Annotated in this window: 16 protein-coding genes; 9 read left to right on the forward strand and 7 right to left on the reverse strand. The window is 72.4% G+C overall.

What is annotated here, in order from left to right; all coding sequences use genetic code 11:
• Positions 1–52: 52 nt before the first annotated feature.
• The 3 genes from ACFUTX_RS01180 to ACFUTX_RS01190 all read left to right on the forward strand — a co-directional run bounded on the left by ACFUTX_RS01180 (position 53) and on the right by ACFUTX_RS01190 (position 2,637).
• Complete coding sequence (locus tag ACFUTX_RS01180) at positions 53–1,258, forward strand: cation:proton antiporter (RefSeq protein ID WP_378860375.1); 1,206 nt, start codon at positions 53–55, stop codon at positions 1,256–1,258.
• Entirely contained in the window at positions 1,255–1,740 is a 486-nt protein-coding gene (locus ACFUTX_RS01185) for a glutaminase (protein ID WP_378860376.1), read from the forward strand. The genes ACFUTX_RS01180 and ACFUTX_RS01185 overlap by 4 nt, the downstream gene beginning before the upstream one ends.
• 96 nt (positions 1,741–1,836) lie before the next feature.
• A complete protein-coding gene (locus tag ACFUTX_RS01190) occupies positions 1,837–2,637 on the forward strand; it encodes a tryptophan-rich sensory protein (RefSeq protein WP_378860377.1) in 801 nt (266 codons plus the stop codon).
• Position 2,638: 1 nt separating this feature from the next.
• Here the strand turns inward: ACFUTX_RS01190 and ACFUTX_RS01195 are convergent, their stop codons facing one another.
• On the reverse strand, positions 2,639–3,385 hold the full coding sequence (locus tag ACFUTX_RS01195; protein WP_378860378.1) for a GMP synthase: 747 nt from the start codon (positions 3,383–3,385) through the stop codon (positions 2,639–2,641).
• Between the two features lie 100 nt (positions 3,386–3,485).
• Here ACFUTX_RS01195 and ACFUTX_RS01200 point away from each other — a divergent pair, with 100 nt between their 5' ends.
• The 4 genes from ACFUTX_RS01200 to ACFUTX_RS01215 are packed head-to-tail and all read left to right on the forward strand — an operon-like array spanning position 3,486 to position 8,829.
• Complete coding sequence (locus ACFUTX_RS01200; protein WP_378860379.1) at positions 3,486–4,163, forward strand: RNA polymerase sigma factor; 678 nt, start codon at positions 3,486–3,488, stop codon at positions 4,161–4,163.
• Positions 4,153–4,620: a hypothetical protein gene (locus tag ACFUTX_RS01205; RefSeq protein WP_378860380.1), complete on the forward strand. Its 468-nt coding sequence runs from the start codon at positions 4,153–4,155 to the stop codon at positions 4,618–4,620. Before ACFUTX_RS01200 ends, ACFUTX_RS01205 begins: the two co-directional genes overlap by 11 nt.
• A 53-nt stretch (positions 4,621–4,673) precedes the next feature.
• Complete coding sequence (locus tag ACFUTX_RS01210; RefSeq protein ID WP_378860381.1) at positions 4,674–6,335, forward strand: S8 family serine peptidase; 1,662 nt, start codon at positions 4,674–4,676, stop codon at positions 6,333–6,335.
• Between the two features lie 49 nt (positions 6,336–6,384).
• The gene (locus tag ACFUTX_RS01215; RefSeq protein WP_378860382.1) at positions 6,385–8,829 is read left to right on the forward strand and encodes a CHAT domain-containing protein; all 2,445 of its coding nucleotides are present in this window, start codon (positions 6,385–6,387) and stop codon (positions 8,827–8,829) included.
• A 262-nt stretch (positions 8,830–9,091) separates the two neighbouring features.
• Here ACFUTX_RS01215 and ACFUTX_RS01220 read toward each other — a convergent pair whose 3' ends face one another.
• A complete protein-coding gene (locus tag ACFUTX_RS01220; protein WP_378860383.1) occupies positions 9,092–9,838 on the reverse strand; it encodes a LysR substrate-binding domain-containing protein in 747 nt (248 codons plus the stop codon).
• A 35-nt stretch (positions 9,839–9,873) separates the two neighbouring features.
• On the opposite strand from ACFUTX_RS01220, the gene ACFUTX_RS01225 reads away from it, so the two are divergent.
• Positions 9,874–10,272, forward strand: coding sequence for a DUF1304 domain-containing protein (locus tag ACFUTX_RS01225; RefSeq protein WP_378860384.1), 399 nt, complete (start codon positions 9,874–9,876; stop codon positions 10,270–10,272).
• A 163-nt stretch (positions 10,273–10,435) separates the two neighbouring features.
• On the opposite strand, the gene ACFUTX_RS01230 is transcribed toward ACFUTX_RS01225, so the two are convergent.
• Entirely contained in the window at positions 10,436–10,843 is a 408-nt protein-coding gene (locus tag ACFUTX_RS01230; protein ID WP_378860385.1) for a transferase, read from the reverse strand.
• A gap of 163 nt (positions 10,844–11,006) precedes the next feature.
• Complete coding sequence (locus tag ACFUTX_RS01235; protein ID WP_378861034.1) at positions 11,007–12,362, reverse strand: aspartate aminotransferase family protein; 1,356 nt, start codon at positions 12,360–12,362, stop codon at positions 11,007–11,009.
• Between the two features lie 225 nt (positions 12,363–12,587).
• On the opposite strand from ACFUTX_RS01235, the gene ACFUTX_RS01240 reads away from it, so the two are divergent.
• Positions 12,588–14,174 (forward strand): PucR family transcriptional regulator, encoded by a 1,587-nt coding sequence (locus ACFUTX_RS01240; RefSeq protein WP_378860386.1) that lies wholly within the window; start codon positions 12,588–12,590, stop codon positions 14,172–14,174.
• Between the two features lie 127 nt (positions 14,175–14,301).
• Here the strand turns inward: ACFUTX_RS01240 and ACFUTX_RS01245 are convergent, their stop codons facing one another.
• From ACFUTX_RS01245 to ACFUTX_RS01255, 3 genes are all read right to left on the reverse strand, one after another.
• Positions 14,302–14,652 carry a cupin domain-containing protein gene (locus ACFUTX_RS01245; RefSeq protein ID WP_378860387.1) on the reverse strand — a complete coding sequence of 117 codons (351 nt, stop codon included), beginning with the start codon at positions 14,650–14,652 and terminating at the stop codon, positions 14,302–14,304.
• The gene (locus ACFUTX_RS01250) at positions 14,649–16,082 is read right to left on the reverse strand and encodes an NAD(P)/FAD-dependent oxidoreductase (protein ID WP_378860388.1); all 1,434 of its coding nucleotides are present in this window, start codon (positions 16,080–16,082) and stop codon (positions 14,649–14,651) included. Before ACFUTX_RS01250 ends, ACFUTX_RS01245 begins: the two co-directional genes overlap by 4 nt.
• A 291-nt stretch (positions 16,083–16,373) precedes the next feature.
• Positions 16,374–18,029: an amidohydrolase gene (locus ACFUTX_RS01255; RefSeq protein WP_378860389.1), complete on the reverse strand. Its 1,656-nt coding sequence runs from the start codon at positions 18,027–18,029 to the stop codon at positions 16,374–16,376.
• Between the last annotated feature and the right edge of the window lie 2 nt (positions 18,030–18,031).

Genomic DNA, 18,031 nt, shown 5'->3' on the forward strand with positions numbered 1-18,031 from the left:
ATCACCCGCTCGGGGTGGGTCGGCGGGGCGTCCTCGTCGCTAGGGTGTCAGCGTGGACGAGCTCGAGCCGACGCTGCTCCTGATCCCGGTGATGGGGGTGCTCGCGCCGCTGCTGGCACGGGGCCTCGGCCGCTGGGTGCGGGTTCCGATCGTCGTGTTCGAGCTGGTGCTCGGCATCCTCATCGGGCCGAGCGTCCTGGGATGGGCGCAGCCCAGCGAGTTCGTCGACACCCTGTCGCAGTACGGCCTGGCGATGCTGTTCTTCGTCGCCGGGTCCGAGATCGAGTTCGCGGCGTTCCGCGGTCGCACGGGGCGGGGTGCCGCGCTCGGGTGGCTGATGAGTCTCGCTGCCGGCGTCGGTGCGGCGTGGGTCTTCGTCCCCGGCGAGGAAGCCATCATCATCGGCATCGCGCTGTGCTCGACGGCACTGGGCACGATCCTCCCGATCCTGCGCGATGCGGGCGAGCTGCGCACCCCGTTCGGCCGCGCGATCGGCGCGATCGGCGCCGTGGGGGAGTTCGGACCGCTGATCGCGATCTCGGTGTTCCTCGGCGGCCGCAACCCGGGCCTGTCGACGCTCGTCCTGGCGCTCTTCGCGCTGCTGGCGGGGCTCGCGATCTGGCTGGCGTTCCGGATGCCGCGGGGAGCGATGCATCGCTTCGTCAACGCCACGCTCCATACGTCGGGCCAGTTCGCCATCCGGGTGGTGTTCGTGATCCTCGCCGCGCTGATCGCTCTGAGCATCGTGCTGGACCTCGACATCCTGCTCGGTGCGTTCACCGCGGGCATCGTGTGGCGCCTCATCATGCGCGACGCCGCCGAGTCCGACCGGGAGGCCGTCGAGAGCAAGGTGGAGGCGGTCGCCTTCGGCTTCCTGGTGCCGGTGTTCTTCATCTACACCGGGGTGACCTTCGACCTGTCCGCGCTCCTCGCGCAGCCGATCCTGTTCGCGCTGCTGCCGGTCGTGCTGGCGGTGATGTTCGTCGTGCGCGGGCTCCCGTCGACCTTGGCCGCGCCGCCGGGGTCGACCGGGCGCGACCGCCTGGCGATCGCGTTCCTCGGTGCGACCGGCCTGCCGATCATCGTGGCGGTGACGGCGATCGGCATCGACGAGGGCATCCTCTCCTCGGCGGCGGCCGCGCTCCTGGTGGGTGCCGGCATGCTGTCGGTGCTGCTCTTCCCGCTGATCGCGATGTCGCTCCGCGGCGAGCGGCGCGCGGTCCTGTCGGCGCCGACCTTCGAGGACGACGTCGCGTGACCGTCGCCGACCTGTTCGCCGCGGCGCGCACCGAGCTCGCCGGCGCGCCCCGCGAAGGACTCGGGGTGCTCGTGGAACCCCGGCGCTTCCTCGGGATGGGGCGGGCGCCGCGCATCGTCCCGCGCGGGAACGCGTGGCACCTCGGGGTCCTCCTGCTGACCGACGACGGAGTGCTGGCCACCGGCGACGTGCTGCGCGCCCGCGGCGAAGCGCGGCGCGGCTACACCGCCGAGTCCCAGCGACGAAGGGCCGACCTCGCCGCGGCGGCTCGACGTGGCGGGTTCGAGGAGGGTGCGACGGTGCACCTCGACTGGCAGGTGCTCGACCTGGACGCGGTGGAGCGGGGCGAGGCATCCGGCCCCCTCGCGCTCGTCGACGGGGTGGCCAGCGTGCGATGGAGCGCGGCCGGAGGACTCATGCCGCTCGACCGCTACCTCGACGAGCGCATCGAGCTGCTTCGGCACCCGCTGCCGGGCGCCTGAGCCACCCGAGCGGCGACGACGCCGCCAGGGCGAACGACGGCGCGTCCCCCTGTCAACCGGGTGCCGCCGCGGCGCGGTCGAACCTACGGTGGGAGCATGCTCGCCAAAGACCTCGCCCGGCAGATCGTCGTCATCAGCTGCTTCTGCTTCATGATCATCGCCGCCATGGTCGGCACCGGCCTCTTCGGCGGCACGCCGGTGCAGGACCTGCAGAACGGTGCGCTCGACGCGGACGGCTCGTATCTCGCGCCGGCGCGGCAGGCGTTCTCGATCTGGACCGTGATCTACGTCGGACTGCTGGCCTACACGGTGTGGCAGGCGCTGCCGAGCCAGCGCGAGCGCCCCCGCCAGCGCGCGCTGGGCTGGCTGATCGCGGGCACGATGGTGCTCAACGGCGCGTGGCTGCTGACGGCGCAGTTCCTGACCCTGCCGCTCACGGTCCTCGCGATCGTGCTGCTGCTGGCGCTGCTGGGGTACACGTTCCATCGCGTCGTGTCGGAGCCCGGGAAGGGCTGGGGCGACGCGTTCCTGATCGACGGGGTGACGGGGCTGCACCTCGGGTGGGTGACTCTCGCGACGGTCGCCAACACGACGGCCTGGCTCACCACGATCCTTCCCGCCGACGCGGCCGACTCCGCGACGCTGTGGGGAATCGTGGTGCTCGCCGTCGTCGCGGTGGTCGGTGTGGCCATCGCGTGGGCGAGCGAGTGGCGGATCGCGCCGGGGCTGGCGATGGGCTGGGGTCTCCTGTGGATCGGCGTCGGCCGGCTCACCGGGGAGCCGTCGAGCACCGCGATCGGGGTGACGGCGCTCATCGTCGCGGCGATCGTGGTGATCGTGCCGCTGGCGGGTGCGGTGCTGCACCGGGCCGCCGACATCCGCAACTCGGAGACGTGACTCAGGCGGTCGCGGCAAACCGTCGCGCGAAGGCTCGCAGCAGTCGGGCCGGTTCGGTGACGGATGCCGCGAGCACACGCCCCGCGATGCGGTCGTAGTCGTCGGCCTCGAAGTACCCGTCGTCTCGGTACACCGCCATGCGCTCGGTGAACGCGCGCGTGGTCGGCTCGGGGTGGAACTGGGTGGCGTACAGCCGGTCGCCCACGACGTAGGCCTGCACGGGGCAGGCGTCGTTGACGGCGAGCAGTCGCGCTCCGGCGGGCGTCTCTCCGGTGCCCTCCTTGTGCGCCGTGAGGGCCGTGAAGCGGTCGGCGAGTCCGCCGAAGAGGGGGTCGGATGCCGCATCCGCCGTCAGCTGGATCGTCACCGGTCCGGTGTCTTCGGGGTAGCGGCGGCTCACCACGCCGCCGAGCATGCGCGTCACGACGCCGATGCCGTAGCAGGTGAAGAGCGCCGCCGGCCCGTCCCCCTCGGCGGCTCGGGCGGCGATCCGCTCGAGGTCGGCTTCGAGGCGGCGCTGCACGTCGGTCTTGGTCGACTCGGGATCGGCGAGGTTGAACGGGCTGCCGCCGACGAGGAATCCGCGGTAACGCTCGAGAGCCTCGGCGGGAAGCGGCTCGCGCACGAGATCGTGCCGCCCGAGCTGCGATTCGTCGAGCTTCATGGCCGTGCGGAAGGACTCGTACTCGGCGGCCGCCGCGCCCTGCTGCGGCCGCACGCACACGTACAGCAGCGGCCCGGTCGTCATACCGGGATTCTAGGCCGACCTCGTCGCGCGATTTCGCCGTCGACGCGTGTATCAGGGTCGGGGTTCCGCTCTCCTGCACAGTGTGGACACAATGGGCCCTATGACGCGTGCGGGCGCAGAACCCGGGGCCTCGCTGCCAGACGACCCGCGCGACGCTTCGGCGGCGCGCGACGATGGCGCGGGGCCGCCTGACGCTGCCCAGCCGGCGCGGTGGGAGCGCGCCGCCGCGTTGTTCGTGCGATGGCGCGACGGTGACAGCCGCGCCATGGACGAGCTCGTACGCCTCATGACACCGCCGCTGTGGCACGTCGTGCGCGCGTACGGACTCGACCACGCGCTCGCGCAGGACGTCGTGCAGACGACGTGGCTGACGCTGGTGCGGCGGCACGAGACGATCCTCGACCCGGCCGCGATCTCGGGCTGGCTGACGATGTGCGCTCGCCGCGAGGCGTGGCGCGTCGGCAAGCAGCATCGCCGGGCCGACGCGACCGAGGCCGAGTCGCTGGAACCCCATCTGCCCGTCCACGAGTCCGCCGAGCAGACCGCCGCCCACGACGACGAGAACCGTCGGCTGTGGACCGCGGTGGCGACGCTCAACGAACGATGCCAGCGTCTGCTGCGGATCGTCGCGTTCGATGACCGGCCCGATTATGCACGCATCGCCCAAGACCTGGCGATGCCGATCGGGTCCATCGGACCGACCCGCCAGCGCTGTCTCGGCAAGCTCCGTGCCGTGCTGGAAGGCGACGGATGGGGAGGGAACGACGATGGAGACTGAGGATTTCGCGGCCGACGCGGCGCTGTTCGCGCAGATGCGCCGCATGTGGGAAGACGTCGATCCCGTGCCCGCCGACCTGGTCGACCGGATGGTCGCCGCGGTGGCCGTGGAGGATCTGTCTCGCGAGTACGCGCTGCTGACTCTGGTCGAGGGGGCCTTCGCCGCCGTGCGCGGCGAGAGCGACACCGCGACGCTGCAGTTCAGCGACGGGGTGACGAGCGTGCTGCTGCACGTGACCGTCACCGAGGGCGGCGGTCGCCGCGTCGACGGATGGGTGGATGCCTCGGCTCTCGCGATCCGGCTGGCCCAGGGCGACCGCGAGTGGTCGGCCGAGCCCGGCGAGCACGGCAGGTTCGCGTTCGAGGACGTCACGCCCGGCGTCTCGCGACTTCGTCTGGTGGTGCGCGACGCCGGTGGCGCGCTGCGCGACTTCCAGACGCCCCAGTTCGAAGTGTGACCACCACGGGACGCGCGCACGTGGGCGCGCCGTCCCACCGAGAGGAGTGATGGATGTCGGACCCGACCTCGCAGGGACCGCAGAACCCGCAAGATCCGCAGGACCCGCAGCGCCCGCCGCGGCGCCCGCCGAACGAGACCTGGCGCAAGCGGTACGAGGCGACGAAGCCCCTCGGCGTGGCGCTCGACCCGGCGGTCGAGCCCGAGCCGGGCGTCCCGGCTTATCCGACCGACTACGCGCCGACCCACCTTCTGGTCAGTGCCAGTGAGGAGCTCGGGCGCGTGGAGCGCGAGCTCAACGTCGCGGCACGGGCGTTCGGGTGGTCGGTGCGGGTGCGGCCGCTGCGCGGCGACCGCGTCGACATCGAGGCGGCCGAGCGCGAGGCGGGCGCGGCCCGGCGCGAGGGGCGCGTGCCCCCGCTGTACCGGGCCGACATCGTGCAGGACCCGAAGGTCGACGTCGACGACCAGCCCGTGCCGCCGGTCGACGCGTGGCGCCTGCTCAAGGCCGCGCGGGCGTCGCTGCCGCGGGGCGTCGGGCTCGACCACGTGCTGGCGCTGGGTCCGTTCGGGCGCACCAATCCCTTCGGGCGCACCAACCCCTTCGGGCGCACCAACCCGTTCGGACGCACCAATCCGTATGGCCGGACGAACGCCCCGGGCCCGGACTCGTACGCCGAACCGGGCAGCGGCGGTCGCGAGATCGTGACGTATGTCGGACCCCCTCCGGCTCGAACGCCCGACGCGCACGTGAAGGGCCGGCGCCCGGTCGTCGCGGTGCTCGACACCGGATGCGGCGACCACGCGTGGCTCAAGGCTCCCGTGGTGCTGCGCGACCCGGTGTCGCCGCAGGGCCCGATCGGCGAGACCGATCCCGACACCGACCCCGAGGTGTATCCCGACCAGGCGGGTCCGCTCGACGGGTTCCTCGACGAGGCGGCCGGACACGGCACCTTCGTCGCCGGGGTGGTGCACCAGCTCTGCCCGGATGCCGAGATCATCGCGGTCCGCGTCGCCAACAGCCAGGGCACCGTGCTCGAGGGGGAGTTCCTCGAGGCGGTGCGCCTGCTGGTGGAGTGGATGAAGCATCCCGACGGCAAGGCGATCGACGTCATGAACATCTCGCTCGGGTACTACCACGAGACGCCCGACGACGAGCACTACGACCAGACGCTCGGCGCGCTCCTGCGCGAGGCGCGCTCGCTGGGGTGCGCGATCGTGTGCTCCGCGGGCAACGACTCCACCGAGCGTCCGGCGTTCCCGGCGGCGCTGTGGCGCTACCCGGGCGCACCCGAGGACGAGAAGGAGCCGGTCGACGCCGCGCCGCACATGTCGGTGGGCGCCCTCAACCCGAACGACCGCTCGATCGCCCTGTTCAGCAACGTGGGCGACTGGGTGAGCACCTACGCCCCGGGTGTCTCGGTGTTCAGCACGTCGCCGGGATTCGTCGGCGGCGTGCAGGCGGGCACGCGCGACGATCTGTACCACGTGCACGGCGTGCCCACGCCGCTGCCCCGGCAGAGCCTCGATCCCGACGACTGGCGCGGCGGGTTCGCCATCTGGAGCGGCACGTCGTTCGCGGCGCCGTACATCGCGGGACGCCTCGCGCAGGCGATCGCCGCCGACCTGATGCACGGTTCGCTGAAGACCCCCGACGAGCGCAAGAAGGCGCTGCGCAAGGCCGCCGAGAAGCTGGAGTTCACGCCGAAACTCTGATCACCGCGATCACGCACAACGTTCGCGCTTCGCCCGCCAAGATAGGGGAGTGACCCGCTCGGCGGAGCAGCTCCATCGACAGGCCGTGGATCTCGTCAACCGCGGCCGCTTCGACGCGGCCGCGGAGGTGCTCGACCGCGCCGATGCGAGCGCCGACGAGCCCAACCTGCGTGCCCGCATCGTCGGGACCCGCGCGTACGTGCTGGCCCGGACGGGACATGTCGCCGAGGCCGAGCGCATCTGCCGCGACGCGCTCGCCGCCGACGGCCTCACCGATCACACCATCGCGATCCTCGCCGGGCAGCTGGGCGCGCTCGCCGAGGAGGGCGGACGTCTCGACGAGGCGGAGCGGTGGCTCACGCGGGCCGTGGAGTCGCTCGCCGGCGACCCGGTGGCGCAGGCGAACACGCGCGTGAACCGCAGCCTCGTCCGCATGCAGCACCGCCGTCTCGACGCGGCCGAAGACGACCTGCGCCGCGCCGCCGAGATCTACGCCGACGCGGGCATGCCGGTCGCCGAAGCCCAGGCGACGCACAATCTCGGATATGTGGCGATGCTGTCGGGCGACCTCGTCGGCGCGCTCCAGACGATGGTGAGCGCGGCCGCGTCCATCGGCGACAGTCCCGTCGGAGCGGCGGTCGGCGACCTCGATCGCGCCGAGGTGCTGCGCGACGCGGGACTGACCACAGAGGCCGAGAAGATCCTGGCCCGCGTGGCGGCGACGTTCGGCGACCTCGACATGCCGCTGGATCGCGCGAGGTCGGAGCTGCACCTGGCGCGGTCGCTGCTGAACCATGCGCCGCAGCGCGCCGCCGAGGTCGCCGCCGCCGCCGCCGAACGATTCCGCGAGCTCGACAACGAGGCGTGGCTGGTGCGCGCAGAGGGGGTGCGGCTGCGGGCGCTGCTCAGCACGGATGCCTCGGCCCCGCCCCCGACGCCGTCCGAGGTGGCCGTGGCCGCGGCCGCGCTCGACCGCCATCACTTCCGCAACGACGCCACGGCACTGCGCCTCACCGAGGAAATCTCGCTCGCGGCCCGCGGGGAGACCTCGGACCGCCGCATCCGCCCCGCCGCGTCGGCGTCCATCGAGGTGCGCCTGCTCGCCCACCAGGCGCGCGCCGCCCGGGCACGCGCGGCCGGTCATCCCGCGCAGGTGCGGCGGCACGCGGCATCCGGTCTCGCCACCCTGGCCGAGTGGCAGGGGTCGTTCGGGAGCCTCGACCTGCAGACGTCCGTCGGCATGCACGGCGCGGGGCTGATCTACGCCGGGCTGCAGTCGGCGGTCGAGTCCGGTGACCCCGCCGTGGTGTTCGAGTGGTCGGAGCGCGCCCGTCACCTCAGCCAGCAGGTGGTGCCGCTGCGCCCCCCGCCCGATCCCGAGCTCGCTCGGGAGCTGGCCGAGCTGCGCATGATCCGCGCCGACGACGGCGGCGAGGAGTGGCTGTCGCACCCGCGCGCCGCCGCGCTGCGCGAGCGTGCGCGGGAGCGGCAGTGGTCGTCGACCCGAGCCGCCGGGCGCGAGCTGACGGTGTCTCTCGACGACCTGCGTGCGGCCCTGCCCCCCGACACCGCGCACATCGCCTACGTGTACTCGCGGACGGCGCTCGTGGCGCTCGTGGCGACGCCGGATTCGGCCGAAGTCGTGCCGCTGCCCGAGTGGAACCGCGACCGCGCGCTCGCCGGCCTCCGCGCAGACCTCGACATGGCCGCCTCGGTGCGCAGCGGACCGATGGCCCAGGTCGTCCGCCGCACCCTCGACGCGCGGCTCGCGGAGCTGTCGCGCGAGATCCTCGAGCCGCCGCTGGCACGCGCCGGCCGCCACCGGCTGCTGATCACCGTTCCGGCGATCCTGAGCGGCATCCCGTGGGCGATGCTCCCCGCGATGGCCGGGCGACCGTTCACTCTCGCCGCATCGGCCTCACGGTGGCTGGCGCAACGGCAGCGAGGCGAGTTCTCGCACCGGTCGGCGGGATTCGCGGTGGGGCCGCGCGTCGTCCGGGGTGCGGAAGAGGCGGAGGTCGGGGCATCCGCCTGGCGTGGCGCAGCCGTCCTCACCGACGCCGACGCGTCCGTGGCCCGTGTGACCGCGCTCGCCTCGACGGTCGACGTGCTGCACGTCGCCGCCCACGGCCGGCACGCCGTCGACAACCCGCTCTTCTCGGGCCTCGAGCTCGCCGACGGCGCGCTCTTCGGCTACGACATCGACCTCATGCCCGAGGTGCCCGACACCGTCGTGCTGTCGGCGTGCGAGGTCGGGCGCTCGTCGGTGCGCTGGGGCGAGGAGGCGATCGGGATGACCCGCATCTGGCTGCATGCCGGCACCCGTGCGGTCGTCGCGGCACCCGTGATCGTGGCCGACGACGCCGCGTGCGAGCTGCTCGGCGCCATGCACGAGTCGCTGGCCTCGGGCATCCCGCCGTCGGAAGCACTCGTCGAGGCGGCCTCGCGGACCGGCATCGTCGCGCCGTTCCAGGTGCACGGCGCCGGCTTCTGAGCCGGGCTCGTGAGTTCGCCCGCGGGGTCGCCGAACTTTTCTCGACGACGATGTATCAGGCCCGGGGTGGGCCGCTCCTGATCATCGGAACTGCTCGCGCAACGGACGGTGATCTGGGGACATCGTCATCGGGGGGCGGGGGGAAGCCGCCGCTTGGGGAAGCGACTGGGGAACACGGCTTGGGGCAGTTTTCGGGCGGGGGATGCCGCGGAGGGCCATAGTGGCGGCATCCCCCGCATCCGTGCGCCCGCGCCCTTCCGGGTCAGCCGCGTGAGGAGTTGGCGGTGCGGCCCCGCACGATGCCGACGAACGCCTCGATCTCCGGCGTCGTGCGATCGGCGACCCAGGCGAGCGCGACGGTCGAGGTCGGGCCGTCCCGCAACGGGCGGTGCTCCACGTCTTTGCGGTGGTGGAGCCGGGCCAGCGACATCGGCACGATGACCACCCCGACCCCGGCGGCCACGGTCGCGACCGCGTCGGAGGTGGCCGTGGGCGGGTCGAACGACGGAGCGACCGCGCCCGCGATCTCGACCCCGAGGACGTCGTCGGCCGGGACGATCACGACCTCCCCTTCGAGATCGGATGCCTCGAGCTCGTCGACCGCCGTCAGGTGCGAGTCCGCGGCGACCACCACGACCGGCACCTCGTCGTAGAGCGGGATGACATGCAGCGCGTCGCGGTCGATCGGCAGGCGCACCAGGGCCGCATCGACCTCGCCGTCGAGGAGCGCGCGCCGCTGGTCGGCGACCGCGAGAGGGATCAGGTTTAGGCGGGTGCGCGGCATCCGCTCGTTCCACAGGTCGATCCACTTTCCGGGCGTCGCTCCGGGGATCGCGCCCAGCGTGAAGACCTCAACGGGTGGCGACTCCGGGGGCGCGGGCGACGGCGCCGGGGACGGGCGAGGGGTGCGCCTCGGGGTGGACGAGGGCCGGCTCTTCGCCGACCGGGCGGCCGAGGCATCCCGCCCCCTCCGGCCCTTCCCGCCCTGCGAACCGCCGCCCCTGCTCATGGGGTTCAGCGTAGCCGGGGCGCTATCGTTCGCTCATGATCGCGATCGTCGCCACGGTGTTCGCCGCACTCGCCGCGCTGCTGCACGTGTACATCTTCGTCATGGAGAGCGTGCAGTGGACGCAGCCGAAGATCTGGAAGCGCTTCGGCCTTCCCGATCAGACGGCGGCCGAGATCACCAAGCCGATGGCCTACAACCAGGGCTTCTACAACCTCTTCCTGGCGGTAGGCACCGTCATCGGGCTGGTGCTGTTCCACTCGGGCGCCTCCGACTCGGCGCTGCGGGCCGCGGGGCTCGCGCTCGTGCTGTTCTCGCTCGGGTCGATGGTGGCCGCGGCGCTCGTCCTGCTCACGACCGGGCGGAAGTACGTGCGGGCGGCGGCGACCCAGGGGACGCTTCCGCTGATCGGCTTCGTGCTGTTCCTCTTCGCCTGACCCCGCGGCCGTTCACGCGAGGCCGCCGGCGGTCACCAGCACCCACACCGCCATCGCGACGCCGACCGCGAGCACGAGGAACGATGCGACCACGATGCCGATCGCGGTCCACACCCGTCGTCTCATGGCGTCACCCTATCGGGCGCCCCTGGGCCGAGCGCGGCTACGCGGCCAGGCGCAGTCCGCGCTGGTCGGTGGCGACGCGTTCGCCGTCGCCGATGGTCTCGTCGTCGCCGATCAGCGAACCGACCGCGATGCGCGCCTCGCTTCCGACGTGCGTGCGCACCCCGATCTTGGCGCCCGCTCCGATGGCGGCGCGAGGGCCGATGTGCGCGTGCGGTGCGATGTCGGCGTCGGGTCCGATGACGGCGTCCGTCTCGACCCATGCACCGCGGCCGACGTGAGCGCCGGCTGCGATCTGAACGCCCGGTTCGACGTATGCTCCCGCCTCGACGATCGCGCTGGGGTGCACCTTGGCGCCGTGCGCGATCAGGCCTCGACCGTTCGCGTGCTTGCGGTAGCGCAGCGTCTCGCCACGGTCGTTCTCGATGTCGACGTAGTTCTTGCCCACTGTCCCCTCCTGCGGCACCTCATGGTGCCGAGTACAGGAATAACCTCACCTGATACTGATTCATTCCCGCGCATCGGATGGTTTGGATGCACCGGGCTTGCCAAATCTTCGGAGCGGGGTTATGGACCGGATTGCGCCGGGCGCGCGCACTCTCGTTCGCTGATCAGCGGGTGAATTCGTCGGCGTGCGAGAGGGCCCGGTCGATGACGTCCAGACCGCGAACCAGGTCGCCCTCGCCGATGATCAGCGGAGGCGCCACATGCAGGCGGTTGAAGTGCGTGAAGGGCCACACGCCGTCCCGCTTGCAGGCCGCCGCTACCGCTGCGACGGGCGCGGCATCCGTCCCGCTCGCGTTGAACGGGACGAGCGGTTCGCGGGTCTCCTGATCGCTCACCAGCTCGATCGCCCAGAAGAGCCCGAGGCCCCGCACGTCGCCGACGGACGGATGCCGCGACGCGATGTCGCGCAGCCGCGGCTCGACGACCCGCGCTCCGAGGTCGCGCACCCGGTCGAGGATGCCGTCGCGCTCGAAGACCTCGAACGTCGCCACGCCGACGGCACAGGCCAGCGGATGCCCCGAGTACGTGAGCCCTCCCGGGAAGGGGAGGGTGTCGAAGTGCGCGGCGATGCGGTCCGAGATGACGACGCCGCCGAGCGGGACGTAGCCGGAGTTCACGCCCTTGGCGAAGGTGATGAGGTCGGGGACGACGTCGAAGGCCTGGAACGCGAACCATTCGCCGACGCGTCCGAAGCCGACCATGACCTCGTCCGCGATGTAGACGATGCCGTACCGGTCGCACAGCTCGCGCACGCCCGCGAGGTAGCCCGGCGGCGGCACCAGAACCCCGTTCGTGCCGACGATCGTCTCGATGACGATCGCCGCGATGGTGGCGGCGCCCTCGAGCACGATGGTCTGCTCGAGGTGCTCGAGCGCCCGCTGCGTCTCTTCTTCGAGCGAGCCCGAGTGGAACGGCGAGCGGTACGGGTACGGGCCGAAGAACTTCGCGGTCGAGCCGTCGGCGGGCTCGTTGGGCCACCGGCGTGGATCGCCGGTGAGCGCGATCGCCGTCGAGGTGTTGCCGTGGTAGCTGCGGTACATCGACAGCACCTTGCGCCGGCCGGTGACGAGGCGCGCCATGCGCACCGCGTTCTCGTTCGCGTCGGCGCCCCCGTTGGTGAAGAACACCTTCCGCATGCCGTCCGGTGCGACTCCGGCGATCCGGCGCGCCAGCTCGCCGCGCACATCGTTCGCCATCGACGGCTGGATGGTCGCCAGGCGGCTCGCCTGCCGGGTGATCGCGTCGACGAGATCCGGATGCTGGTGCCCGAGGTTCAGGTTCACCAGCTGCGAGCTGAAGTCGAGGTAGGAATGCCCGGCGTAGTCCCAGAACGTGGCGCCCGCGCCGCCGGCCACGGGAAGCGGGTCGATCAGAGCCTGCGCGCTCCAGGAGTGGAAGACGTGACCGCGGTCGTCGGCGCGCACCCGCGCGTCGGCTTCGGGGTCGGGGAGGGCGCGCAGGTGCGGGGCGGAGCGGTCCGCCTCGCGGCGGTCGAGAGACTGCGGGATGACGCTCACGGCGGACTCCTGGGGGAGGGTCGGACAGATCGACCGGGCATGGTCTAGGCTGAGTGCGCCCAGTTTGTCAGAGCAGAAGTTGGTGCTACGGTGCCCGACCGTCGCGAAGATCGAGGGATCCATACGGATCGTCTGGTCGGTGGATCCGCCCTCGAAACGCTCCCCACCGTGCGCGAGGTCATCGCGCTCGACGCCGTCGTCCAAGGTGTGCCGGAGGTGCTGGTCGGCGACGAGGCGCTGGAGCGGCGCGTGCGCTGGCTGCACGTCTCGGACAGCAGCGGCGTCGCGCGCCTGCTCGACGGCGGCGAACTGCTCCTCTCGACCGGATCGTCGTGGCCCGCCGACCCCGCCGACCTGCGCCGCTTCATCGGCGAGCTCGACGACGCCGGGCTCTCGGGACTGATCCTCGAGCTCGGAACCCACTACCGGTACGTGCCGACGGTCGTGGTCGAGGCTGCCCGCGAGCGGGGGCTGGCGCTGATCATCCTGCATCGCGAGCTGAAGTTCGTCACGATCACCGAGGCCGTGCACGGTCGCATCATCGCCGGGCAGACCGACGCGCTGCGCGCCCGCGACGAGGTGCGGGAACGGTTCACCGCCCTCGTGCTGCGCGGTTCTCCCGCCGACTTCATCGTGCACCAGCTCGCGCAGACCCTGGGCGCCCCGGTCATCCTCGAGAACCGCGGGCACGAGGTCGTCGCCGCCGAGGTCCCGCTCGCGCTCGAGGAGGAGCTCTTCACCGAGTGGGAGCTGCGCTCGCGCTCGGCGCACCGCCGCGCCGAGCAGCGTCTCGACCGCGGCGCCCCGCCGGGGCCCGAGGACTGGCTCATCGTCCCCGTCGAGGCGCGGGGCGTGCGGTGGGGTGCGCTCATCGCCCTCCCCGGGCCCGATCACCCCGCCGGTCGCACCGCCGTGCTGGAGCAGGGCGCGATCGCGCTCGCGGTCGGCCGGCTGGCCGACGGCGAATCCGACGAATGGGGCCGGGTCGGTCGCCGCCGACTGGTCGACGGCCTGCTCTCGGGGCGGTTCGCCGGTGCCGGCGGCGCCGCTGCCCGCCTCGAGGCGGCCGGGCTGCCGCTGCGGAACGCGCGGGTCTTCGGCATCGTCGTGTCAGGAGCGACCGTCCTCGCCGAGCGCGCCGACACCGCCGCACGCGCGCTGCGCGGACGGGTGCTCGCCGGCTCGGCGCCCGACGGGGTCGCCGCCCCGGCCAGCGCCATGCTGCTCTCGGTTCCCGCCGAGACGGTGTTCGACGATCAGGCCGCCGTGGCGTTCGCGTCGGCACTGCTCGAGCCCGGTGCCGACGCCGACCGGGTCACCGTATCGGTCGGGCGCGCCGCCGAAGGACTCGACGAGGCGCTCGCCTCCCTCCACGACGCCGTCGACCTGGCGCGCGGCCGCCGCCGCCGAAGCGGGAAGGGCCCCCACCTGCGCCGGGCCGAGAACCGTCCCCTCGTGCAACTGGTGACGGCGCTCCGCGACGACCACCGCGTGCTGGAGCACGGCGAACGGATGCTGGCGCCGCTGATCGTGCACGACCTCACCCGGACGGGCGACCTCCTCGACGTGCTCGAGGCGATGCTCGCCCATCCGGGCAATCGCACGGCCGCGGCATCCGCCTCGCATCTGTCTCGCTCGGTGTTCTACCAGCGCATCGCCTTGATCGAGGAGCTGCTCGGCGTGGACCTCGACGACGGCGAGACGCAGACCGCGCTGCACCTCGCCCTGCTCGTGCGCCGCAGCGCGGGCCGCTGACCGAACGCCCCGCGGGCGGTGCGTTGCGGGTTCGGGGCGCGGTTCCCACCCGGCGCGCGGGGGCGGCCGGCGTGTCGGCGACGTTCGACGCCCCGAACGCCGGGGAGCCGGCCGGATGGCGCTCGGCTCAGCCCGCGAAGTACACCTTGCGGAGCCGCTCGTGCACGGTCCACGTCGTGCGCATCCCGGTCGCGAGGCGGCCGACCGAGCCGGCCCGCAGCTCCACCGGCGGAAGCGCCGGATCGTCGAAGGTCACCGTGGCCGAACCGGACAGCACCACGAACACCTCGTCCGACTCCACGTCGGTCGACACCCCGGCGGTGTGCTCCCAGACACCGACCTCGACGTCGCCGATCGTGCCGAGCTCGACGAAACCCGCCGCCGGTGACCCGTCGACGACCTGGTCGGACGGCAGCGGGTCGAGCGCCAGGGAGAGCGCCGAGGCATCCGTCACCGTCCCCGGCGTCAGCCGGCTCACGAGTCGAACCCCAAGCCGAGGGCGTCGAGTGTCTTCAGCAGCAGGTTGCGCCTGCCCTGGTTGTGGTCGGCGCGGTTCAGCGACCACCGCGTGGCGTTGATGCCGATGGCGGCGGCCGGCTCTGGCGGGAACGGGAGCGGACGCTTGCGCACCATCTCGAGCTCGGTGCGCTCGGTGGCGGCGCCGTCGAGCAGGTCGAGCATGACCTCGCCGGCGAACCGCGTCGAGCCGACGCCCAGCCCCGTGAAGCCCGCCGCATACGCCACGCTTCGGTCGCGCGCCGTGCCGAAGAAGGCGGTGAACTGGGTCGACGTGTCGATCGCCCCCGCCCACTTGTGCGTGAAGTGCAGCCCCTCGAGCTGCGGGAAGGTCGTGAAGAAGTGGCTCGCCAGCTTCTCGAACGACTCGGGCCGGTTCTCGTACTCGGGGCGCACCTTGCGGCCGTAGTGGTAGATCGCGTCGTAGCCGCCGAACAGGATGCGGTTGTCTTTCGAGATCCGGTAATAGTGGAACTGGTTCGCCAGGTCGCCGATGCCCTGGCGGTCGCGCCACCCGATCGAGGCGAGCTGCTCGTCCGACAGCGGCTCGGTCATGAGCACGTAGTCGTAGACGGGCACCGTCATCAGCCGGTTGCGCTTGATGAGCGACGGGAACACGTTCGTGGCCAGCACCGCCCGCGACGCGTCGACCCGGCCGCGGTCGGTCACGACGGTGACTCCCGACGTCCCGGGCGTCTCGAGGCCCGTCACCCGGGACCGCTCGAAGATCTGCACACCGCGCTCCTCGCACACCCGCGCGAGCTCGGCGGCGAGCCGGGCGGGGTGCACCATGCCGCACGTGCGCTTCTCCCACACGGCCGCGAGGTACGTGGGGGAGTGGACGGATGCCTGCGCCTCGGCCTGATCGAGATAGACGACGCCGTCTTCGCCTTCGGCCGCCCACTCCTGCAGCCACTCGACCTCGTGGGGTTCGACGGCGGGCGCCAGCATCCCGGTGCGCTCGAAGTGGAAGTCCATGCCGTAGCGGCTCTCGGCCGCCTCGATCGCGTCGAGGTTCTCGAGTCCGAGCCGCTTGAGCGTCGGCATCTCGTTCGGCCAGCGCGCTTGGCCGTTCTCGTGGCCGTGGGTGAGGCTCGCTTCGCAGAACCCGCCGTTGCGGCCCGACGCCGCCCACCCCACCCGCTGAGCCTCGACCACCACGATGCGCGCGTCGGGGTCGCGCTCGGTGGCGAGCAGCGCCGTCCACAGTCCGGTGTACCCGCCGCCGACGATCACGAGGTCGGCGCGGTGCGCTCCCGAGACCGTGGGACGGTCGGGCCGCAGCTCGGGCGGCAGGTCGTCGCGCCAGAAGACGGACGCCACCGTGCTCGAGAGCGCGTGGGAGATGACGGATGCTGCCGGCCGCTGTCGTTCGAAGACGGTCGTGCCCACGGGTATCACTTCCTGTCGTTGCCTCTAGCCATCCTGACGCGGCTGCGCCTCCGGCGGTCGGTCCGGCTTGTCGCATTTCGGCCGCCTCGGCGGACGTCCTGTGTTGCTTGCCCACCATCGAACTCCACGCCACAGACCCATGTGCCGTCTTGGAGCGCCGCCTGACCAGCCGATGGGCGGTTTCCCGCGCCACTCGACCGGCCCCGTGTCCCGATTTCGGGCGGTTCGGCTGCTTCCAGGCTCGCGAAAGTGGGACATGCTGCGCGAGAAGTGGGACACCGACTCGCCGGGTCAGGCGTCGGGGGCGGCGTAGACGCGCTGGCCTTCGACGAAGGTCTGCAGCACCCGCGTCGCGCCGATCTCGTCGGCCGGGCCGTCGAACGGGTCGCGGTCGAGCACGGCCAGGTCGGCGAACTTGCCGACCTCGATGGTGCCGGTCGTCTGCTCGAGGTGGTTCACCCACGCCGAGCCGGCCGTGTAAGCCGTGAGCGACGTCGCGAGGTCGATCGCCTGCTCGGGCAGGAACGCCTCGTACTCGCCCTCCTCGTGTCCCGGTGCCGCCTTGCGGTTCACCGCCACGTGGATGGCGGCGAGCGGATCGGGGGTGGTCACCGACCAGTCGCTGCCCGCCGCGAGCACGGCGCCCGAGCGCAGCAGATCGCCGAACGGATACTGCCACGCGCTGCGCGGCTCGCCGAGGAACGGCAGCGTGAGGTCGACCATCTGCGGCTCCAGCGCGGCCCACAGCGACTGCATGTTGGCGGCCACGCCGAGCTCGCGGAACCGCGGGACGTCTTCGGGGTGCACCACCTGGATGTGCGCGATGTGGTGGCGGTTGTCGCCCCGGCCGTTGCGGGCGATGGCGCGCTCGACGGCGTCGAGGCATTCGCGCACGGCGCGGTCGCCGATCGCGTGGAAGTGCACCTGGAACCCCGCGGCGTCCAGCAGCGGCACCGCCTCGTCGAGGATCTCGGGCGGCACGAACGAGATGCCGGAGTTGTCGGTGAAGTGCCCGTGCCCGTCGCCGTACGGCTCGAGCATGGCGGCGGTGAAGTTCTCGGCCACGCCGTCCTGCATGATCTTCACCGACGTGGCGGCGAAGCGTCCGCCGCGGTAGCGCTCGCGGCGCTCCAGCAGCGACGGGATCTGCTCGAGCCCCTTGGTGCGGTCCCACCAGATGGCTCCGACGACGCGGGCCGTGAGCGTGCCGTCGGCCGCGGCGCGGAGGTAGGCGGGGCCGGGGTCGCCGGCGTCGCCGTACGGGCCGACGATCGCGTCCTGCCACGCGGTGATGCCGAACGAGTGCAGGTACCGCTGCCCGACGAGCAGCGCCTCGGTCAGCCGCTCGAGCGGCTCCTCCGGCAGGAGCCGGTTGACCAGGGTCATGGCGCCCTCGTGCAGCGTGCCCGATGGGGTGCCGTCGGCGTCGCGCTCGATGCGCCCGTCGGCGGGCTCGGGGGTGTCGCGGTCGATCCCGGCCAGGCGCAGGGCGGCCGAGTTCACCCAGGCGCCGTGCCCGTCGCGATTGGGGAAGAACGCCGGACGATCGGGGATCACCGTGTCGAGCAGCGCCGCCGTCGGCGTGCCGCCCGGGAACGCCGACATCTGCCACCCGCCGCCGAGGATCCACTCGTCGTCGGGGTGCGCGGACACGTACGCGGCGATCGCCCCCAGGTATTCGTCGGCCGTGGCGTATTCGGCGAGGTCGCAGCGGAGCATGTCGAGACCGCCCCACACGGGGTGCACGTGCGCGTCCTGGAACCCGGGCAGCAGCATCCGGCCCCCGAGGTCGACGATCTCGGTCTTCGGGCCGACGAGGTCGTCGAGGGCGTCGCCGCCGACCGCGACGATGCGCCCATCCTTGACCGCGACCGTGCGCGCCCGGGACCGCACGGTGTCGGCGGTGAAGACGGCGCCCCCGGTGAAGACGAGATCGGCGTGCTGCATGG

Origin of the sequence: Microbacterium sp. NPDC057407 (genome assembly GCF_042803895.1) — a bacterium.
In the GTDB taxonomy this organism is placed as follows: Bacteria; Actinomycetota; Actinomycetes; order Actinomycetales; family Microbacteriaceae; genus Microbacterium.

Coding starts and splice junctions, on each gene's coding strand:
- ACFUTX_RS01190 (WP_378860377.1), top strand. CDS start 1,837: ATGCTCGCCAAAGACCTCGCCCGGCAGATCGTCGTCATCAGCTGCTTC.
- ACFUTX_RS01195 (WP_378860378.1), bottom strand. CDS start 3,385: ATGACGACCGGGCCGCTGCTGTACGTGTGCGTGCGGCCGCAGCAGGGC.
- ACFUTX_RS01200 (WP_378860379.1), top strand. CDS start 3,486: ATGACGCGTGCGGGCGCAGAACCCGGGGCCTCGCTGCCAGACGACCCG.
- ACFUTX_RS01205 (WP_378860380.1), top strand. CDS start 4,153: ATGGAGACTGAGGATTTCGCGGCCGACGCGGCGCTGTTCGCGCAGATG.
- ACFUTX_RS01210 (WP_378860381.1), top strand. CDS start 4,674: ATGTCGGACCCGACCTCGCAGGGACCGCAGAACCCGCAAGATCCGCAG.
- ACFUTX_RS01220 (WP_378860383.1), bottom strand. CDS start 9,838: ATGAGCAGGGGCGGCGGTTCGCAGGGCGGGAAGGGCCGGAGGGGGCGG.
- ACFUTX_RS01225 (WP_378860384.1), top strand. CDS start 9,874: ATGATCGCGATCGTCGCCACGGTGTTCGCCGCACTCGCCGCGCTGCTG.
- ACFUTX_RS01255 (WP_378860389.1), bottom strand. CDS start 18,029: ATGCAGCACGCCGATCTCGTCTTCACCGGGGGCGCCGTCTTCACCGCC.